The following is a 17,355-nucleotide window of genomic DNA, read 5'->3' as shown; positions in this document are numbered from 1 at the left end:
CCGACGCCGACGCCGACGCCGACGCCGACGCCGACGCCGACGCCGACGCCGACGCCGACGCCGACGCCGACGCCGACGCCGACGCCGACGCCGACGCCGACTTCGACCGCGCGCCGGGCCCGCCGCACGGACAACCCGCCGCCTCTTACGTATACCAAAAATCTCCCGGACCGGAGTAGCTCGAACGCCTGACTCCGTGACATCCGGAAAAGATGCATGTCGAGGCCCTTCAGTGGCCGGTACCCCTTGTTCCGCATCCTGAACTTGGTATACAAAACGGGGACCCGTGGTCGTCCTGCCCTCAAGGAGTCCCCTGTGTGTCGACGTCACCCAGCCCGTCGCCTCGGGTCTGACCCGTCGTGGCCGCGCGGCGGGCCGGCCGGCCCGGGGCCACGCCGGTGACGCGGTCCTCCCGGACGGGGACCCGTTCGCCGGCCTCTCGCTCCTCGGGACCCCGGTCCGCGTGATCCGCGCGGGCGTCCCGGTCTGACGCCTCCTCCTCTTCCCCCTCTTCCCCTCTGCCTTCTTCCTTTTCCTTCCCTTCCTCTCTTCTCCAAGGAGTCCCCATGCAGGAATCCCCGACTCCCATGGGCGCGCTGTCGCGCCGCTCGATGCTGGCCGGTGCGGCGGCCGTCGCCGGCACGACGGCCGCCGCGGCCGTCCTGGCGCCCCCCGCCTCCGCCGCCGCTCCGGCGGCCCCGGGCAAGGCGGAGCGCCGGTCCCGCACCGTCGTCTTCCGGGACGTCCGCCCCTTCGGCGGGGCGGCCACGGACCTGGTGGTCGTCGACGGCAGGATCGCGGACGGTCCGGCGCCGCGCGGCGCGAAGACCGTCGACGGCGGTGGCCGGATCGCGCTCCCCTCGCTCGTCGACGCCCACATCCACCCCGACAAGACGACCTGGGGAGGGGAGTGGGTGTCGCGGCGGCCGGCCTCGACCATCGCCGACTTCGTCGAGCAGGACGTGGAGCTCTTCCGGGCCCAGACCCGCTCGGTGGCGGAGCGCGCGTACGGACTCATGAGCCACGCCGTCAGCCGCGGTACGCGAGGGATGCGCGCCCACGCGGACGTGGCCCCGGCGTACGGCCTGGCCGGTGTCGAGGGGCTGGCCGAGGCCCGCCGCCGTCTCCGCCACGCGCTGGACGTGCAGATCGTCGCCTTCCCGCAACACGGCGTCATCCGGACGCCCGGCACGGCCCGCCTCCTGGAGGAGGGCGCGCGCCGGGGTGTCGTCGACATGATCGGCGGCATCGACCCCATCGGCTTCGACCACGCCCTCGACGAGCACCTGGACACCGTCTTCGGCATCGCCGACCGGCACGGCGTCGGCGTCGACATCCACCTGCACGACGGGGGAGAGGAGGGTGTGCGGGCGATCCGGGGCATCATCGACCGCACTCGTGCCCTCTCCCTCGCCGGCAAGGTGACCATCAGTCACGTCTTCTGTCTGCCGGGCCTGTCGGAGCGCGAGCTCGGCACCCTCGCGACCGACCTCGCCGCCCAGGACATCGCCCTCACGACCGTCGCCCCCTCCCGGGACCTGGTGCTCCCGATCGCCCGGCTGCGCGAGCACGGCGTCCGCGTCGGCCTCGGCTCCGACGGGGTCCGCGACTCGTGGAGCCCCTTCGGCAACGCCGACATGCTCCACCGCGCCCACATCCTCGGCTGGGTCACCGACGTCCGTCTGGACGAGGAACTGGCCGACTGCTACCGCGCCGCCGCCCACGGCGGCGCCGACGTCATGGGCCTGCCGCACGCCGACCTCAGGCCCGGCGCCCCCGCCGACTTCGTCCTCGTGCGGGGCCAGGGCCTGCCCCAGGTCGTGGTCGACATGCCGCAGCGGGACCTGGTCGTCCACGGCGGTGTGGTCGTGGCGAGGGACGGCGAGTTCCTGGCCTGACCCCGCGACGGCGCACCGTGTCGCGCGGTGCGCCGTCGTCGCGCGTATGCGGGATGTCCTTCGCGCGCGCAAGGTCGCGAACCGGCCAGCGAGGGGAACGCCGCAAACGGGGACCACTGCCCCCGTACGGTTCCGGGCGGGGCCGACGCGCGCGGCCGTGTCTCCATACGGGCCGGCGTGCGGCGGTGCGGCCGGAGCGCGCGGACCCGGTGGAGCGCTCCCACCCCTTGAACTGCAACACCTCTCTGCAAGTTTCCGACGGCCCCTCAACGCCGCTGCGCCCGGCGGGACTTCGAGGTGTGTCTTCCGGCGTCAGTGCGGTGGACGCGCGTAGAGCGGCCGAAAGTGCGCCTTGCCCTGGCTCCCTGCGGAGTCGAGGATTCCTCTCGCAGTCGTCGTCAGTCGTCCGTCACGCAGTTGTCAGGTTCATGGCGGGTACCCCCGCCGATTCCACTCCACCTGAGCCGCCCACCCAGCGGCTCACCCCCCTCGGAGGATTCAGTGAACCGTTCGTCCCAGAACCGCCGCCTCTCCAAGGGCGCCCGCGCCCTCGCCGTCCTCGGCGCGCTCGTCGCCGCGACGGCCCTGGCCGCCCCCGCCTCCTCGGCGCAGCCGGTCGACACCGCGCGAGCCGGCGTCGCCGCGCTCACCGCCACCAGCGACGCCGTCCTCGGCGCCGATGTCGCGGGCACCGCCTGGTACACCGACCAGGCCACCGGCAAGGTCGTCGTCACCGCCGACGAGTCCGTCTCGCCCGCCGAGATCGCCGCCCTCCGCAAGGCCGCGGGCGCGAACGCCACGCACCTGAAGATCGAGCGGACCACCGGCAAGATCAACAAGCTGATCGCGGGCGGCCAGGCCATCTACTCCGGCGGCGGCCGATGCTCCCTCGGCTTCAACGTCCGCAGCGGCAGCACCTACTACGCGCTGACGGCCGGCCACTGCACCGAGATCGGGAGCACCTGGTACACCAACTCCGCCAGCACCACCCTGCTCGGCAGCCGTGCCGGGTCCAGCTTCCCCACCAACGACTACGGCATCATCCGTCACTCCAACGCCTCCGCCGCCGACGGCCGCGTCTACCTCTACAACGGCAGCTACCGGGACATCACCGCTGCCGGCAACGCCTACGTCGGCCAGTCCGTCCAGCGCAGCGGCAGCACCACGGGTCTGCGCAGCGGCACCGTCACCGGCCTCAACGCCACCGTCAACTACGGCAACGGCGACATCGTCTACGGCCTGATCCAGACCAACGTCTGCGCCGAGCCCGGCGACAGCGGCGGCGCCATGTTCTCCGGGACCACCGCCCTGGGGCTCACCTCCGGCGGCAGCGGCAACTGCTCCTCCGGGGGCACCACGTTCTTCCAGCCCGTCACGGAGGCCCTCAGCGCCTACGGCGTCAGCGTCTTCTGACCGGCCGCCGACGCCCCGGGTCCGCACGACCACGCGCATGACCGCGCCCACGCCGTCGTCACGGCGTGGGCACGGTCATGCGCCGCCCCGTTGCGGGGCGCGGGCGGTCAGGAGGACGTCGTCGCCCCGTCCCGGTCCGACGTCCGGTCCGACGTCCGGTCCGACTCCCGATCCGCGTCCCGGTCCGCGTCCCGGTCCGGCTCCCGGTCGGCGTCCCTGGGGGCCGGCACCCTCGCGGGCAGGGGGAGCCGGGCGCAGCGCGCACCGAGCGCCATGAGCAGGCCGGTGGGCAGGAAGACCGCGTCGCACACGATCATCGACAGCGACAGCAGGGGGATGCCGAGGACCACCGAGATGCCCAGGTGCTCCAGGATCATCACGGCGAGCAGGACGTTCTTCAGCTTGCGGTGGGCCAGCGTGAAGGGGAACGCCACCTGCACCATCACGGTCCCGTAGGTCAGGGCCAGGACCAGCAGGGTCTGGGAGGCGAGGAAGCCCGAGAGCGCCGGCCACGGCGCGAAGTAGTCCAGGTGCAGGACGTAGTGGAGCGCGCTGCCCTCCTGCCACCGCGATCCCTGGATCTTGTACCAGCCCGCGGTCGCGTAGATCAGGCACACCTGCGCGGCGACGGCGAGCATCGCCGCGTTGTGCAGCATCGACGCGGCGGCGTCCAGGACGGCCCGCGCCTCGTGGCGGGGGAACCACCGGTCGGCGACGTACCAGACGCCGAGGACCGCCCACAGGGTCCACAGGGCGACGGACCAGCCCCGGGGGGAGTGACCGGACAGCGCGAGCAGGGGCGTGGGGGCCAGTGCCCACAGGACGAGCCCCGGGACGTCGAAGGCCGCCCAGGGACCGCGGGCCGGCCCGGCCCCGCCGTCGTCCGCGGCCCGGTCCCGCTCCCGCCGGCGGGCGCGGCGCGCGTCCAGGGACCACACCTCGGCACAGCGGGTGAGGACCAGGTAGATGACCATGATGCGGAGGACGTTGTCCCCGCCGTCGCCCACCAGGCTGTTGCGGTTCTCCAGCGAGAGCATGCAGACCATGAGGAGGACGGACATGGTCCGGGTGCGCCAGCCGAGCAGGACGGCGACGGCGGCGGCCGTCGCCAGCGTGTAGACGGTCTCGAACCAGAGCTGTCCGTCGCTCCGGAGGAGCACGGTGAAGCTGTGTTCCTCCTCGACCAGGATCCGGGCCAGGTCGTGCGAGAGGGGGCTGCGGTTCCCGTACAGCACATGGCGGTTGGGCCACTCGCGCAGCAGGAAGGCGAGGCAGACGGCCGCGAGGCCGATGCGCAGGACGGCGGCCTGGTACGGCGCCCGCACCGTCGTGATGTCCGGCAGCCGCCGCGCGAAGCGTGCGGCGAGCCCGGGGAGGAGGGTCGAGCGTTTCATGTCACAGCTTCCTGAAGTCCTGCGGGACGACCGGCCACCACGGGAGCATCCGGTACTCGGTCGTGTCCGGCGGCGCCTCCCGGCTCCAGGCCGGCGGGTCGATCAGGGTGAAGCGGCCGGCGACCTGCATCGAGGTGATCCGCCCGCCCTCCCAGGTGGTTCCCACCCGCTGGAGGACCACCCGCTTGAGGTAGGTGCCGGTCAGCTCGCCGCGCGCCCCCTTGGGCAGGTCGCCCTGGATGCTGTGGGTGGCGACGTACGAGTCCCAGGCCCTGCGGAGCATGTTCTGGTCCACGTGGCTCGGCGCGATGTTGGCGCGGATCGACTCGACGTCCTGGTCCGTGAGGTTGATCCAGTCGGAGAGGCGGGTGCGGCCGGCCGCGTCGACGGCGGTCACCCGGACGCCGACGGCGTCGTTGCGCTGCATGGGGTTGGGTGCGAAGAGCTTCCAGTCCTGGGCGAACTCGGGCTGGACGTAGGCGTCGATCCCCTCGCGGTGGTGCACGCTGACGGCGTTGGCCGGTGCCACGCCGAGGAAGAGGAACGCCAGGTGGGCGAGGAGGGCGCCGCTCAGCGCCAGCGCCGTGACCGCGAGCGCGACCATCGACGCGGGGGACCACCGGGCGGGGGGCCTCGGTTCTCGCATCATGCTCCTTGGATGAGGTGGCCCGTGCGCAGTCGGCGTCCTGCGCACGGGCCACACCTGCTCAGAGAGGTCGTCGGCGGCTACGCCAAGCCGCCGGGACGGTGGTGCCTAGAGCGGGCAGTTGTCGACGCGGACGCCCTGGTAGTTGATGCGCGGGTCCTGGTCGCTGAGGTAGTCGGCCACGTTGTTGGCCGCCCCGCCGCCGTACCACTGCGGGTTGTCGACGACCTGGAAGAGGGTCGGGTCGGTCGGCGCGTTCTGCGCGATGCCCTGGTTGGAGCGCGGCGGCGCGGCGCCGAAGACGCTGCTGTACAGGATCTCGGTCGAGACCGGCCACTCCTCCGGGTGGTTCTTCCAGAAGCCGGGCGAGCACCACTGGGCGTCCTCGGGCGGAGTCGTCGTGCCGGTGGTGCCCGTCGTGCCGGTGGTGCCAGTGGTGCCGGTGGTGCCGGTGGTGCCGGTGGTGCCCGTCGTGCCGGTGGTGCCGGTCGTTCCCGTGGTGCCGGTGGTGCTGGTCGTTCCCGTGGTGCCCGTGAGGCCGATCAGACCGGTCGTGCCGATGAGACCGATGTCGCCGATGATCTTCGGGGCGAAGACCGCGTTCTGGGTGCAGTACCCGAACGTGCCCTTGCAGCTGTGGCTCAGGTTGTGCTTCGACTTGTCGACGACGATGTGGTCGCCACCCTTGTCGTGCCCCTCGCCCTCGGCGCCGTGGCGGATGTGCGCGGCCGCGTCGACGGTGCCGCCGAGTGCCTGGGAGGCGGTCACGGTGCCAAGCGACAGGGCACCTACCGAGAACGCGATGAGCAAACCGCGGAAGTACCGCATGGAGTGTCTGTCCTTTCGTCCGGCGGGAAGGAGACTCCCGCCCTGGTCGCCCTTAACGGCCACGGGCGGCAGCGGGTGACGACAGGGAACACCAACTCCCCGCGACGGCCTACGCGCTGCGATAAGCGGAGAGCTGCGCCATCGGGAGCAGCGGAGGCGGGGATCCGGGGGACTCGTATGCCAAGCGGATCAGCCGACAACGCGTCGTGACCTGGACCGTCTCCCCGGTCAGCGGAGCGCCAGGGGGGCGCCCCGGTTTCTTCGGGAGGAGAACCCGTTCGGCCCCGTCCCGTATCGGTGGGATGACCGATGTGCGACGCGGCCCGGCCCGGCGATAGTCCTCGGGAGATCGTTCGCGGGCGCCCCCCGGCGCGCCCGGTATTCGAAAGGACCCCCTGTGGACACGTATGCGGATCTGGTGTTCGTCGGCGGCCGTGTGGTCACGGTCGACGCGGAGTTCTCCGTGGCCGAGGCGCTGGCGGTGACCGGCTCGGTGATCGCCGCCGTGGGCGGCCGGGAGGACGTGGCTCCGCTCGTCGGTCCCGACACCCGCGTCGTCGACCTGGAGGGGGCGACGCTGCTGCCCGGCATCAACGACTCCCACCTGCACGGATGCGCCTTCGGCATGGCGAGCCCGCCGCTGTCGCTCGAAGTCGGCCATCCCGCCGCCTCCTCGCTCGCCGACGTGGCCGAGGCGGTGCGGGAGGCCGTCGGACGGGCCGCCGAGGGGCAGTGGATCACGGGGCACGGCTGGGACACCGGCTACCTCGACGAGTGCGTCGCCGACCCGTCCCGGCACCCCGCGCGCGGCGACCTCGACGGGGTCAGCCCGGACCACCCGGTCGTCCTGTACTCCTTCTCCGGGCACGCCACCTGGGTCAACTCCAAGGCCCTGGAGCTGATCGGCATCGACCGGGACACCGTGGCGCCGCCCGGCGGGGCCATCGTCGTGGACGCGGCGGGGGAGCCGACCGGACTGCTCCACGAGGGCGCGCAGGCCCTCGTCCAGAACGCGCTGCCGCCGCTCGGCCGCCGGGAGCGGACCGACGCGATCCGGTCGACGCTCGCCACGCTCGCCCGGCTCGGCGTGACCAGCTACACCGAGCCCGGCCTCGGCCCCGGCGGCGACGGCATCATGAGGGGCGCGCTCGGCACGGAGACGCTGGACGTCTACCGCCGGCTGCTGGCCGACGGCGAACTCACCGCCCGGGTCGGGGTGTTGCTCCTGCCCACCGGTATGGCGAGCACCGCGGACGAGTTCGCGCGGAACCTCGACGCCCTCGACGTCTCCGAGGGGCACGACCCGCGCCGCCTCACCATCCACGGCGTGAAGGTCTTCGCCGACGGCATCGTGCCCAACAAGACGGCCTGGATGCACGAGCCGTACGTCGGCGGAGGCTGCGGCGCCCTCTGCGTCGGCGGCGAGATCGACGACGAGCGGGTCGCCGAGATCCGCGCGATGATCCGCCACGCCCACGCGGCCGGGCACCAGCTCGGCGTCCACGCCACCGGCGACCGGGCCATCGACACCGTCGTGGACGCCTTCGCCGCCGCGGCGGCCGAGCACCCGAGGGAGGACGCCCGCCACTACGTCATCCACGGCGACTTCCTCACCGCCCACAGCATGAAGGTGCTGGCCGCGCACGACTTCGGCGTCAACATGAACCCCACCATCAAGTGGACCGTCGCCGACATGGAGGAGGAGTTCGTCGGGGCGGGCCGGGCCGCGTACGCGTGGCCGTACCGCGACGCCCTCGACGCCGGCGTGCGCGTCGCCAGCGGCTCCGACGCCCCCGTCACCCACCCCGACTGGCGGCAGGGCGTCGCGACCATGGTGCTGCGCGAGTCGAAGGCCGCCGGCCGGGTCAGCGGCCCGGAGCAGCGGATCGCCCTGGCCGAGGCGATCCGTACGTACACCGTCGACGCGGCCTGGCAGGACTTCGCCGACGGCTGGAAGGGCTCCCTGGAGCCGGGCAAGGTCGCCGACCTGTGCGTCGTCGGCGGCGACCTGCTCGGCGCCGACCCCCACGCCATCCCGGAGATGCCCGTCGTCCTCACGGTCCTCGACGGCCGGATCGTGTACGACGCCCTGGCCGGCGCCCCGACCGGCGACCCGCGCGATTGACGGATGCCGGGCAGATGATCATCCTGGGGGGATGGCGGCACGGCACAGCACGACGGACATCCTGGACGCCGCCGTCCACGTCCGTGAAGCCGCCAGGAGCGCCACGACCGGCGCGACCGGCGTCGACACGGTCCTGGCGGCGCTCTCGGAGGTCGTGGAACACGACCACGCCTCCCTGTCCCGGTGGGACCCGCGGCTGCGGCGCCACACCACGCTGGCCGGGAGCTACCCCGAGGCGGCCACGGCGTACATCGAGACCCGCCTCCACCACGACCCGGTCTTCCCCGTGCTGCGCAGCCCGGCCCGGGGCGGTCTGTGGCTCGGGGACGTCCCCCGGCAACTCCTCGCCGCCTCGCCGGGGTTCCGGGACGTGCTCGCCCCGCTCGGCATCGAGGACGGCGTCGCCCAGTGCCTCTTCGCCGCCGACGGCCGGTACGTCGGCATGCTGAACGTCAGCCTCCGGCGGCCGCTCCGCACCCCCGACCCGGCCCGCGCCGTGGTCACCCTCCTCACCGAGGCCCTCGCGGCGGCCGTGGCCTCCCGCGCGGCCCCGCCGCCCGGGGGGACCGCGGAACCCGTGGGCGGCGCGGAGGCCGGGCCGGTCACGGGCGCGGCCCGCCCCGGTGGGCTGTCGCCGCGGGAGCTGGAGGTGCTGGCCGAGCTGACGGCCGGCCGCACCAACCGCCAGATCGCCGAACTGCTCCACATCACCCCGCGCACCGTCGGGACCCACATCGAGCACATCCTCGCCAAGCTCGACCTCCCCAACCGTGCCGCGGCGGCGGCCCGGGCCGCCGCCTGGGGAATCAGGTCGTCCCGCTGAGACGACGATCGGAACCCGGGGAAAGGGAGGGGCGCGGACGTGGAGTGGACGACGTGGGCGGGCGGCCTGGCGGCCGGCCTGCTGATCTCGGTCGTGACCGCGCCGGTGGGCGTCTCGGGTGCCGTCTTCCTGCTGCCGGTCCACCTCAGCGTCTTCGGCGTGCCGAACCCGGCGGTGACGCCGACGAACCTGCTCTACAACGTGGTCGCCGGCCCCGGCGCCCTCTGGCGGTACCGCCGTGACGGCGCCCTCCGCGGCCCGCTGGCCAGGCGCCTCGTCGCCGGCACGCTGCCGGGGGTGGTCGTCGGCGCGGTGATCCGCGTGTACGTCCTCCCGGGCCCGACCGTCTTCCGTCTCCTCATCGCCGCGCTGCTCCTCCCCCTGGGAGCGTGGCTGTTCGTCCGGACCGTCCGCCCGGCCCGCCGCCGTCCGCCCACGGCCGCCGCCGAGACGACGACCGCCGCCGAGACGACGACCGTCGGCAAGACGACGACCGTCACCGAGGCCACGGCAGACCCGGGCCGGCCCTCCCCCTCCGCCCTCACCGCCCTGGCCCTCTGCGTCGGCGTGGTCGGCGGTGTCTACGGCATCGGCGGCGGCTCCCTCATCGGCCCCGTCCTCGTCGCCCGCGGCCTCCCCGTCTCCCGAGTGGCCCCGGCGGCGCTCGCGACCACGTTCGTGACGTCGGTCGTCGGCGCGGCGGTGTACGCCGTCCTCGCCCTGACCGGCTCCGGCGACATCGCGCCCGACTGGTGGCTCGGCCTGGCCTGCGGAGCGGGCGGTCTCGTCGGCGGCTACCTCGGCGCCCGCCTCCAGCCCCGTCTCCCCGAACGCGGGCTGCGCCTCCTCCTCGCCACGCTCGCCACCGCCGTCGGCGCGCTCTACGCCGTCCAGGCCCTCATCTGATCACTCCACGGCGATGCCCAGCCGCTCCGCGACCGAGGTGAGCGCCTTGCCGAGGGGGAGGCCCACCCGGGCGGCGGCGAGCGTGTCACCGCGCGTCGGATCCCGGTTGACGATCACCACGGGCGTACCGGCCTGAGCCGCCTGCCGGACGAACCTCAACCCCGACATCACCGTCAGCGACGATCCGAGCACCAGGACCGACGCGGCACCCCGCACCAGCTCCCGGCAGCGCTCCACGCGCTCGGCCGGCACCGTCTCGCCGAAGAACACCACGTCCGGCTTGAGCACCCCGCCGCACACCACGCACGGCACCACGTGGAAGCCCGCGACCTGTTCGTCCGTGAGGTCGGCGTCGCCGTCGGGGTTGAGGGCGGCGGGTACGGGGTCGAACCCGGGATTGGCCTCCTCCAGGCGCCGTGCGAGCTCCCGCCGCGCGCTCACGTCCCCGCAGCCCAGACAGACGACCCGGTCGAGGCTCCCGTGCAGCTCCACGACCCCGTCGCTGCCGGCGGCCTGGTGCAGCCCGTCGACGTTCTGCGTGATGACGCCGCTCAGCAGGCCGGCCCGCGCGAAGGCGGCCACCGCCCGGTGCCCGTCGTTGGGCCGGGCGCGGCCGAACGTCCGCCACCCGAGGTGACCGCGCGCCCAGTACCTCCGCCGCGCCTGAACGCCGCCCGTGAAGTCCTGGTACGTCATCGGCGTGTGCCGGCTGAGGCTCCCGCCCTCGCCCCGGTAGTCCGGGATCCCGGACTCCGTGGAGATCCCGGCCCCGCTGAGCACGAGCACGCCCCCGGCCCGTACCGCGTCGACGACCGGCTCCGGATCGGTCGTCGCCGGAGGCGGCTCGGAGGTCGGTGTCCAGCTCAAGGTAGGCCGCATGCGCATGCGGCCAGCGTACGGAACGCGCGCCGGGGACGCCGTACGTCAGCTGCTGGACCAGTCCCGGGTGGACAGCACCAGCAGGTAGCCGTCCGGGTCCCGGAGCGTCACACCCCAGGTGTCCCAGTACGGGTTGTGGGCGGGCACGCGCTTGCCGCCGTGCTCTTCGAGCCGCTCGACGAGCGCGTCGGGCACCTCCTCGCCGAGGTAGACCACCAGCAGGTCCTCGGCGGTCGGCCGGGGCTCCGTGGGGGCCGCCGGATCGTGGACGAGTTCGAGGTGCCAGGCGGCGCCGCGCCAGCCGACCATGAGCAGCGAGTGCATGCCGGGCGTGCCGTCGGCCGTGTGCCGGTACTGGACGTCGAGGCCGAGCCCCGAGACCCAGAAACGTTCCGCCGCCTCCAGGTCACGCGACGGGCGGGCGATGCGGATGTGAGCCGTGGCGTCGGCGGGCAAGACGAGACCTCCTGGTCGGCGCGGCTCGGGACGAACCGGCGGGCTTCCCCGAGCGTAGGGAGCGGGCCCCCGCCCGCCCATACGGCGCTGGTCCTACGTCCGAGGGAGGACGCGGGGCCGTCGTCCGCGCGGAGCGGCTACGCGGCGGTCGTGTCCGCGAGCCTGCCCGGTTCGCGCATCGCCTGGGCGTGCGCGCTCGTCCGGCGGTTCACCGCTCCGATCGCGCAGAGGCCCACGCCCGCGATCGAGACCGGGACCGAGACCGGGACCGGGACCGGGACCGGGACGGAGGGCCCGGGCACGGTCGGCGCCTCGGGCCGGTCACGCTCGGCCCGGCACCAGGAGCCCGGGCCGACGCCCCGGTCGGCGGTGCCGCGATCGGTCAGGAGGCGGGACTCGCGCCCGGAGGGGTGCCTGTCGTCGGGCTTCCGGCCGTCGGTCATTGACAACACGGGTGCGTGGATCGGGACCGCCCCGGTGTTGGACCGGACGGGCGGTGGGACACGAAGCTGATCTTCGACAGCTCACCCCCCATCAGCGAAACGAGGCCGGAGGCACTCATGGACGACGTCTTCGAGACGAGAAGCGGCGCGGTCCGGGGCTTCCGGGCGGCGGAGGACGTCGTCGCCGTGCTCGGCATCCCCTACGCCGCGCCCCCGTTCGGCGCCGACCGGTTCCGGGAGCCGCGCCCGGCCCCGCCGTGGAGCGGCGTCCGGGACGGCACGGAGTTCGGGCCGGTCGCCCCGCAGTCGGCGGAGCTTCCGGGCGCTCCCACCTGGTCGCCCGGCGACGAGGACGTCCTCACCGTCAACGTCTGGACCCCGGCGCCCGGCGGCGGCCGACTGCCGGTGCTGGTGTGGCTCCACGGCGGGGCCTACACCTTCGGCTCCTCCGCCCAGCCCGACTTCGACGGCACGGTGCTCGCCCGGGCCGGGCTGGTCGTGGTGACCCTGAACTACCGGCTCGGCTTCGAGGGCTTCGGGCACCTGCCCGCCGACCCCGACGGGACGGTGCTCCCGGACAACCGGGGGCTGTTGGACCAGATCGCGGCGCTCCACTGGGTACGCGACAACATCGCCGCGTTCGGCGGCGACCCCGGCGACGTCACCCTCGCCGGCCAGTCCTCCGGGGCGACCTCGGTGGTCTGCCTGATGGCGATGGACCGGGCCCGCGGCCTCTTCCGCCGGGCCATCGCCCACAGCCCCGTCAGCCCCTTCCACACCCGGGACATCGCCGCGGCGACCACCCGCGAGATCGCCGCCGCGGCCGGCCGCCCCGCCACCGTCGAGGGCCTGGCGTCGGCCACGCCACAGGCCCTGGTCGCGGCCTCGGACCGGGTGGTCGACGCGTACCGTGACGACCCCGGCTCCGGCTCCCGCCACTACGACCCCTCCCTCTTCGCCCCCGTCCTCGACGGCGACACCCTGCCCACCGACCCCCTCGCGGCCCTCGCCGCCGGAACGGCCCGCGACGTGGACCTGCTGGTCTGTCACACCACGGAGGAGTACTGGCTCCTCGACGCCGTCGGCAGCTGCGCGAAACTCACCACCGACGCGCAACTAGCCCGCTTCGCACAGGACTTCGGGCTGGACGAGGACCTGGTCGACGGCTACCGCTCGGCGGCCTCCGCGCCGCCCCCGGCCGCCGATGCCCCGGCCGCCGATGCCCTGGTCGCCGACGTCTACCTAGCCCTCTTCGGAGACCTGGCCTTCGTCGAGTTCAGCCACCGGCTCGCCGAGGCGCACGCCGCCGCCGGCGGCCGGACGTACCTCTCCCGGTTCGACCGCCGACGCGCGCGGGCCGACGGCACGGCCGTCCGGGCCTGGCACTGCGCGGACGTCCCCTTCGCCTTCGGCAACCTCGACGACGACCGCCTCTCGTTCCTCATCGGAGGCGCCCCCACCCCCGAGGACCACGTGCTGGCCCGCCGCATGGTCCGGGCCTGGGCCGACTTCTCCGCGACCGGGGATCCGGGCTGGTCGCCGATGGGGAAGGACGCCGAGGGGCGGACCGTGGAGGAGGGGCGGACCGTGCGCGTCTGGACCCCCGACGACCAGCCCGCGGCGGACCGCAGGCCCGCCCCTCCGCGCTCGCTCTGGGCGAAGGTCGACTTCCCCGTACGGCGCCCCTGACCGACGCCGCGCCGCGAGCAGCCCGATCAGCCGCGCGTACTCCGTGACGCCGCGGGTCCGCGCGTACTCCGTGACGCCGCGGGTCCGCGCGTACTCCGTGACGCCGCGGGTCCGCGCGTACTCCGTGACGCCGCGGGTCCGCGCGTACCGCTCCTCCACCGCCTGTCGGAACGCCACGGCCAGGGGGCGCGACCGGTGCGCGCCCTCCGGCCCGCCCACCCCCGGCCGCCTCGGTCTCACCCCGACCCGCCACGCCTGACCGCCGCGCCGGCGAGTTCTTCCGGCGGGAACGCCTGGAGTTCCGGGGTCCCGGCCCTCCCGTTCACGCGCGTCGGTCCCGGTCGGCCGCGGTGGCGACGAGGCGTCGCAGGGAGCGGGCCGCGGGCGGGCCCCAGGTGGGCTTGCCGCCGGGGCGGCCCCGGACGCCGGCTTCGCCGATGTGGAGGCCGCCGAGGGCACGGAGGAGCGCCCAGCCCCGGGCGCGGCGGAGGGTGGCCGGGTCCGCCGCCGGGCGGTAGGCGCGGTGGAAGCGCCCGATGGCGTCGTCGTCCGGGAGGAGGATCCAGGCGGAGGCGAGGTCGCAGGCCGGGTCGCCCGCGCACAGGTCGCCGAAGTCGATGACACCGCAGAGGGTTCCGTCCGAGGTGAGGACGTTCGCGGGGTGGAGATCGCCGTGGAGCCACAGGGCCGGCCCCGTCCAGACGGGGGCGGTGACGGCGTCGCGCCACACCGCGCGGGCGCCGTCCGGATCGGGGATCAGACCCAACTCGGTGGCGGACGCGAGCCCTTCGGCGAACGGCTCGTCGTGCGCGGAGAGCGGTCCACCGCGCCCGCGGCCGGCGGGGGCTCCGTCCGGCGCGGGCCGGTGGAGGGCCGTCAGGAAGGCCGCCAGGCTGTCGGCCGCCTCCGCGCCACGCGTCGCGGGGGAGTGGTCCGCCGGTGTCCCGGGGACCCAGGTGGTGACGAGCCACGGGCGCGGGAACCGCTCCGACGGCTCCCCGAGCCGCTGGGGGACCGGAGTGGGCAGCGGCAGCCCCGGGGTGAGGTGCGGCAACCACGCGTGTTCCTTGCGGAGCAGCGCGTCCGCGTCGTCCGTCGCCCAGGGAAGCCGCACGGCCAAGTCATCGCCCAGTCGCCACAGTTGGTTGTCCCAGCCGCGCGCGCCGAGCCTCACAGGGAGGTCGGCCAGGTCGGGGTGCTGGTCGCGCAGCAGGTCCTGGATCAGCGCGGCGGTGATCTCCGTACGGGGCGGGGAGTCGGTGTCGGTCATGCCTGGCAACCTAGACTCGGACGGCCCGGTCTGTCTCGTACCGTCTCGCGCCGGGTCGGATAGCGTCTCTCGCGTGACCGAGGAACTCGCCGTCTGGAGACGGCTCGTCGCCCTGCTGCCGGAGGCCGAGGCGGAGGAAGCCGGGGAGTGCTGGTCCATCGGCGAGCAGGAGGCGGCGCTCGCGCTGCTCGTCTCCGGCCTGCTCACCCACCAGGTGCGGATCGGCGAGTCGACGAGGGCGCGGATCTCCGTGCTCGCGGAGGGCTGGGGCGAGAGGGAGGCCCTCACGCCCCGGCTCCTCCGGTGCCCCGGGGACGGCGAGCCGTCCCCGGTGAGGCTGGTCGAAGCCGCCTCGGACGTCGTCCGCGGCCCGGGGGACGGGTCCGCCGACGACGTCCTCGTGCCGTGGATCGCCTGCGAGCGATGCGGCGGCGTCCTGGCGCGGAAGCACGCACGAGAGCCCTGGGGAGGTCTTTCCCACCTCGCCCGGAGTTACGTGATCACCTGGCCCGAGGGAGGGGCGGTCGTACGGGAGTTTCCCGCCGATGCCGCCGATGCCGCCGATGCCGCGCACTCCGCGGACGCCGCCCACACCGCCTTCGAGGCCCTGTTGGCGGTGTGCGCGGAGTCTCCGTCCGGGCGGTGAGGACGGGGCGCGGCCCCGCCGCTCAGCTCGCCAGGCCGGCGAACGCCCCGGGCTCGTACGAGCCGCCCGGGTTGCGCACGATCACGTTCATCCGGGTCGCCGCGTTGATCAGGGCGACCAGGCAGACCAGCGCACCGACCTCGTCGTCGTCGAAGTGCTCGCGGACGCCGGCCCAGGTCGCGTCGGAGACGCCCTCGTCGCCGAGCCGGGTGCCCTCCTCCGTGAACGCGAGCGCGGCCCGTTCCGCCTCCGTGAACACGGTGCTGTGCCGCCAGGCGGCGACCAGGTGGAGCCGGAGCGCCGTCTCCCCGGCGGCCGCGGCCTCCTTGGTGTGGATGTCGACGCAGAAGCCGCAGTCGTTGAGCTGGCCGACCCTCAACTCCACCAGCTCCCGAAGGGACTTGGGGAGCGTCGAGGAGTCGAGGGCCAGCGAGGTGGCGTAGAAGCGCTTGGCGACCTTCGCGGCGGTCGGGCTGTCGAACAGGTGGAAACGGGGTTCCATGACGTCTTCCTCACTCGTGGTCGTACGCGGTGTCGCGGCGGACGACCACGAGATGCCGAGGACCCGCGCCCTGTGACGGCGGCACGGTGTGGCCTGGCTCACTGCCCCGGGCTGTCACACGGCGGGCACGACCGGCGTCTCGTGTACGGCGCGCACGCGAACCACCGAAGGGCGGGACCCCGACGATGACCGATCGGCTGACGACCGACCGAGTGAGGACCGGCCGGCTGACGACCGACCGGCTGACGACCGACCCAGTGCCGACGGACGGATCCACGACCGACCGGTCCAGGACCGACCGATCCACGACCGACCGGTCAACGGTCGGCCGAGCCCCCGACGACCGGGTCACCGGCGTCTTCCTCCGCCACCGCAACCTCCTCTTCACCGTCGCGTACGAGCTCCTCGGCTCCGCCGCCGACGCCGAGGACGCCCTCCAGGAGACCTGGCTGCGCTGGATCGGCGTCGACCCCGACACCGTGCGGGAGCCGCGCGCGTACCTCGTACGGATCACCACCCGGCAGGCGCTGGGCCACCTGCGCGCGCTCGGCCGGCGCAGGGAGTCGTACGTCGGCCCCTGGCTGCCCGAACCGCTGCTCACCGCGCCCGACGTCGCCGAGGACGTCGAACTGGCCGAGAGCGTGTCGATGGCGATGATGCTGGTGCTGGAGACGCTCGCCCCCACCGAGCGGGCGGTCTTCGTGCTGCGCGAGGTGTTCGAGCTCGGCTACGACGAGATCGCCGAAGCCGTCGAGAAGAGCCCCGCGGCCGTCCGCCAGATCGCCCACCGCGCCCGCGGCCACGTCGCCGCCCGCAGGCCGCGCGGGGCCGCGACGGCCGAGGAGACCCGCCGGACGGTGGAGGCGTTCCGGCGGGCGGTCGAGACGGGCGACCTCCGACGCCTCCTCGCCGTCCTCGCCCCGGACGTCGTCCTCCTCACCGACGGCGGCGGAGTCGCCCGGGCCGCGCTCGCCCCCGTCGTGGGAGCCGACCGGGTGGCCCGCGTCCTGGCCGGGCTCGCCACCACGGCGGCACGCCTCCGGCCGGTCACGGTCAACGGGCAGCGGGCCCTGACGGTCCACCTTTCCGGCCACCTCTCCGACGCCCCGCCGGAAGGCCGGTCCGGCGCCTCCGTCGACACCGTGCTGGCCCTCCGCGTCGCCGACGGCCGCGTCACCGGCCTCTACGCCGTACGGAACCCCGAGAAGCTGCTCCACCTCGACCGGGAGACCCCGCTGCGCCGCAGGCCGGTCGAGGACGAGTCGTGGCCGCCCGGTTCCGAACCGCTCGGCCCCCGCCGACGATGAGCGAGTCCGTCCGCGCCCTGCCTGCCGGAGCGGCCTCCGGGCCGGGCCTCGGTCGTTCCGCGTCGGGCCTCGACCGTTCCGCGTCGGGCGGTCACCGACCCCTGTCAGTGGCGCCTGACAGGATCACGGG

General features: G+C 74.3%; 16 protein-coding genes. 8 read left to right on the top strand and 8 right to left on the bottom strand.

The genetic code is table 11. The features are described from left to right. Positions 1-566: 566 nt before the first annotated feature. Both ACFQ8C_RS01300 and ACFQ8C_RS01295 read left to right on the top strand, forming a co-directional pair. Positions 567-1,898 carry an amidohydrolase gene (locus tag ACFQ8C_RS01300; protein WP_383450917.1) on the top strand — a complete coding sequence of 444 codons (1,332 nt, stop codon included), beginning with the start codon at positions 567-569 and terminating at the stop codon, positions 1,896-1,898. A gap of 501 nt (positions 1,899-2,399) precedes the next feature. Next, the gene (locus tag ACFQ8C_RS01295) at positions 2,400-3,311 is read left to right on the top strand and encodes a S1 family peptidase (RefSeq protein ID WP_383450914.1); all 912 of its coding nucleotides are present in this window, start codon (positions 2,400-2,402) and stop codon (positions 3,309-3,311) included. Positions 3,312-3,418: 107 nt separating this feature from the next. Here ACFQ8C_RS01295 and ACFQ8C_RS01290 read toward each other — a convergent pair whose 3' ends face one another. The 3 genes from ACFQ8C_RS01290 to ACFQ8C_RS01280 all read right to left on the bottom strand — a co-directional run bounded on the left by ACFQ8C_RS01290 (position 3,419) and on the right by ACFQ8C_RS01280 (position 6,119). Further along, positions 3,419-4,705, bottom strand: coding sequence for an HTTM domain-containing protein (locus ACFQ8C_RS01290; RefSeq protein ID WP_383450912.1), 1,287 nt, complete (start codon positions 4,703-4,705; stop codon positions 3,419-3,421). Position 4,706: 1 nt separating this feature from the next. After that, positions 4,707-5,354 (bottom strand): DUF5819 family protein, encoded by a 648-nt coding sequence (locus ACFQ8C_RS01285; RefSeq protein WP_383450909.1) that lies wholly within the window; start codon positions 5,352-5,354, stop codon positions 4,707-4,709. A 105-nt stretch (positions 5,355-5,459) separates the two neighbouring features. Beyond that, complete coding sequence (locus ACFQ8C_RS01280; RefSeq protein ID WP_383450906.1) at positions 5,460-6,119, bottom strand: hypothetical protein; 660 nt, start codon at positions 6,117-6,119, stop codon at positions 5,460-5,462. Between the two features lie 457 nt (positions 6,120-6,576). On the opposite strand from ACFQ8C_RS01280, the gene ACFQ8C_RS01275 reads away from it, so the two are divergent. From ACFQ8C_RS01275 to ACFQ8C_RS01265, 3 genes are read left to right on the top strand one after another with little or no spacing between them, the layout of a single operon-like run. Beyond that, on the top strand, positions 6,577-8,304 hold the full coding sequence (locus ACFQ8C_RS01275; protein WP_383450904.1) for an amidohydrolase: 1,728 nt from the start codon (positions 6,577-6,579) through the stop codon (positions 8,302-8,304). A 31-nt stretch (positions 8,305-8,335) separates the two neighbouring features. Next, entirely contained in the window at positions 8,336-9,127 is a 792-nt protein-coding gene (locus ACFQ8C_RS01270; RefSeq protein ID WP_383450902.1) for a response regulator transcription factor, read from the top strand. Positions 9,128-9,166: 39 nt separating this feature from the next. Further along, positions 9,167-10,033, top strand: a complete 867-nt coding sequence (locus ACFQ8C_RS01265) for a sulfite exporter TauE/SafE family protein (RefSeq protein ID WP_383450899.1) — start codon at positions 9,167-9,169, stop codon at positions 10,031-10,033. Here the strand turns inward: ACFQ8C_RS01265 and ACFQ8C_RS01260 are convergent, their stop codons facing one another. From ACFQ8C_RS01260 to ACFQ8C_RS01250, 3 genes are all read right to left on the bottom strand, one after another. Beyond that, positions 10,034-10,918: an NAD-dependent protein deacetylase gene (locus ACFQ8C_RS01260; RefSeq protein ID WP_383450896.1), complete on the bottom strand. Its 885-nt coding sequence runs from the start codon at positions 10,916-10,918 to the stop codon at positions 10,034-10,036. Between the two features lie 39 nt (positions 10,919-10,957). Beyond that, positions 10,958-11,368 (bottom strand): VOC family protein, encoded by a 411-nt coding sequence (locus tag ACFQ8C_RS01255; RefSeq protein ID WP_383450894.1) that lies wholly within the window; start codon positions 11,366-11,368, stop codon positions 10,958-10,960. Between the two features lie 137 nt (positions 11,369-11,505). Then, on the bottom strand, positions 11,506-11,820 hold the full coding sequence (locus ACFQ8C_RS01250) for a hypothetical protein (protein WP_383450892.1): 315 nt from the start codon (positions 11,818-11,820) through the stop codon (positions 11,506-11,508). Positions 11,821-11,928: 108 nt separating this feature from the next. Between ACFQ8C_RS01250 and ACFQ8C_RS01245 the strand changes: the two genes are divergently transcribed. Then, positions 11,929-13,500: a carboxylesterase/lipase family protein gene (locus ACFQ8C_RS01245; protein WP_383450890.1), complete on the top strand. Its 1,572-nt coding sequence runs from the start codon at positions 11,929-11,931 to the stop codon at positions 13,498-13,500. Positions 13,501-13,822: 322 nt separating this feature from the next. On the opposite strand, the gene ACFQ8C_RS01240 is transcribed toward ACFQ8C_RS01245, so the two are convergent. After that, on the bottom strand, positions 13,823-14,770 hold the full coding sequence (locus tag ACFQ8C_RS01240) for an aminoglycoside phosphotransferase family protein (protein WP_383450887.1): 948 nt from the start codon (positions 14,768-14,770) through the stop codon (positions 13,823-13,825). A gap of 73 nt (positions 14,771-14,843) precedes the next feature. Here ACFQ8C_RS01240 and ACFQ8C_RS01235 point away from each other — a divergent pair, with 73 nt between their 5' ends. Further along, the gene (locus tag ACFQ8C_RS01235) at positions 14,844-15,416 is read left to right on the top strand and encodes a hypothetical protein (RefSeq protein ID WP_383450884.1); all 573 of its coding nucleotides are present in this window, start codon (positions 14,844-14,846) and stop codon (positions 15,414-15,416) included. A 22-nt stretch (positions 15,417-15,438) separates the two neighbouring features. Here the strand turns inward: ACFQ8C_RS01235 and ACFQ8C_RS01230 are convergent, their stop codons facing one another. Beyond that, positions 15,439-15,918, bottom strand: coding sequence for a carboxymuconolactone decarboxylase family protein (locus ACFQ8C_RS01230; RefSeq protein WP_383450882.1), 480 nt, complete (start codon positions 15,916-15,918; stop codon positions 15,439-15,441). 185 nt (positions 15,919-16,103) lie between these two features. Here ACFQ8C_RS01230 and ACFQ8C_RS01225 point away from each other — a divergent pair, with 185 nt between their 5' ends. After that, positions 16,104-17,225 carry an RNA polymerase sigma-70 factor gene (locus ACFQ8C_RS01225; RefSeq protein WP_383450879.1) on the top strand — a complete coding sequence of 374 codons (1,122 nt, stop codon included), beginning with the start codon at positions 16,104-16,106 and terminating at the stop codon, positions 17,223-17,225. The last annotated feature ends 130 nt before the right edge of the window (positions 17,226-17,355 follow it).

The organism is Streptomyces sp. NPDC056503 (genome assembly GCF_042794995.1).
In the GTDB taxonomy this organism is placed as follows: domain Bacteria; phylum Actinomycetota; class Actinomycetes; order Streptomycetales; family Streptomycetaceae; genus Streptomyces.
Note: the sequence above shows the minus strand (reverse complement) of the source record. Positions and strands in the feature narration are given on the sequence as shown.

Coding starts and splice junctions, on each gene's coding strand:
- ACFQ8C_RS01240 (WP_383450887.1), bottom strand. CDS start 14,770: ATGACCGACACCGACTCCCCGCCCCGTACGGAGATCACCGCCGCGCTG.
- ACFQ8C_RS01260 (WP_383450896.1), bottom strand. CDS start 10,918: ATGCGCATGCGGCCTACCTTGAGCTGGACACCGACCTCCGAGCCGCCT.
- ACFQ8C_RS01270 (WP_383450902.1), top strand. CDS start 8,336: ATGGCGGCACGGCACAGCACGACGGACATCCTGGACGCCGCCGTCCAC.
- ACFQ8C_RS01245 (WP_383450890.1), top strand. CDS start 11,929: ATGGACGACGTCTTCGAGACGAGAAGCGGCGCGGTCCGGGGCTTCCGG.
- ACFQ8C_RS01230 (WP_383450882.1), bottom strand. CDS start 15,918: ATGGAACCCCGTTTCCACCTGTTCGACAGCCCGACCGCCGCGAAGGTC.
- ACFQ8C_RS01290 (WP_383450912.1), bottom strand. CDS start 4,705: ATGAAACGCTCGACCCTCCTCCCCGGGCTCGCCGCACGCTTCGCGCGG.
- ACFQ8C_RS01300 (WP_383450917.1), top strand. CDS start 567: ATGCAGGAATCCCCGACTCCCATGGGCGCGCTGTCGCGCCGCTCGATG.
- ACFQ8C_RS01225 (WP_383450879.1), top strand. CDS start 16,104: ATGACCGATCGGCTGACGACCGACCGAGTGAGGACCGGCCGGCTGACG.
- ACFQ8C_RS01285 (WP_383450909.1), bottom strand. CDS start 5,354: ATGATGCGAGAACCGAGGCCCCCCGCCCGGTGGTCCCCCGCGTCGATG.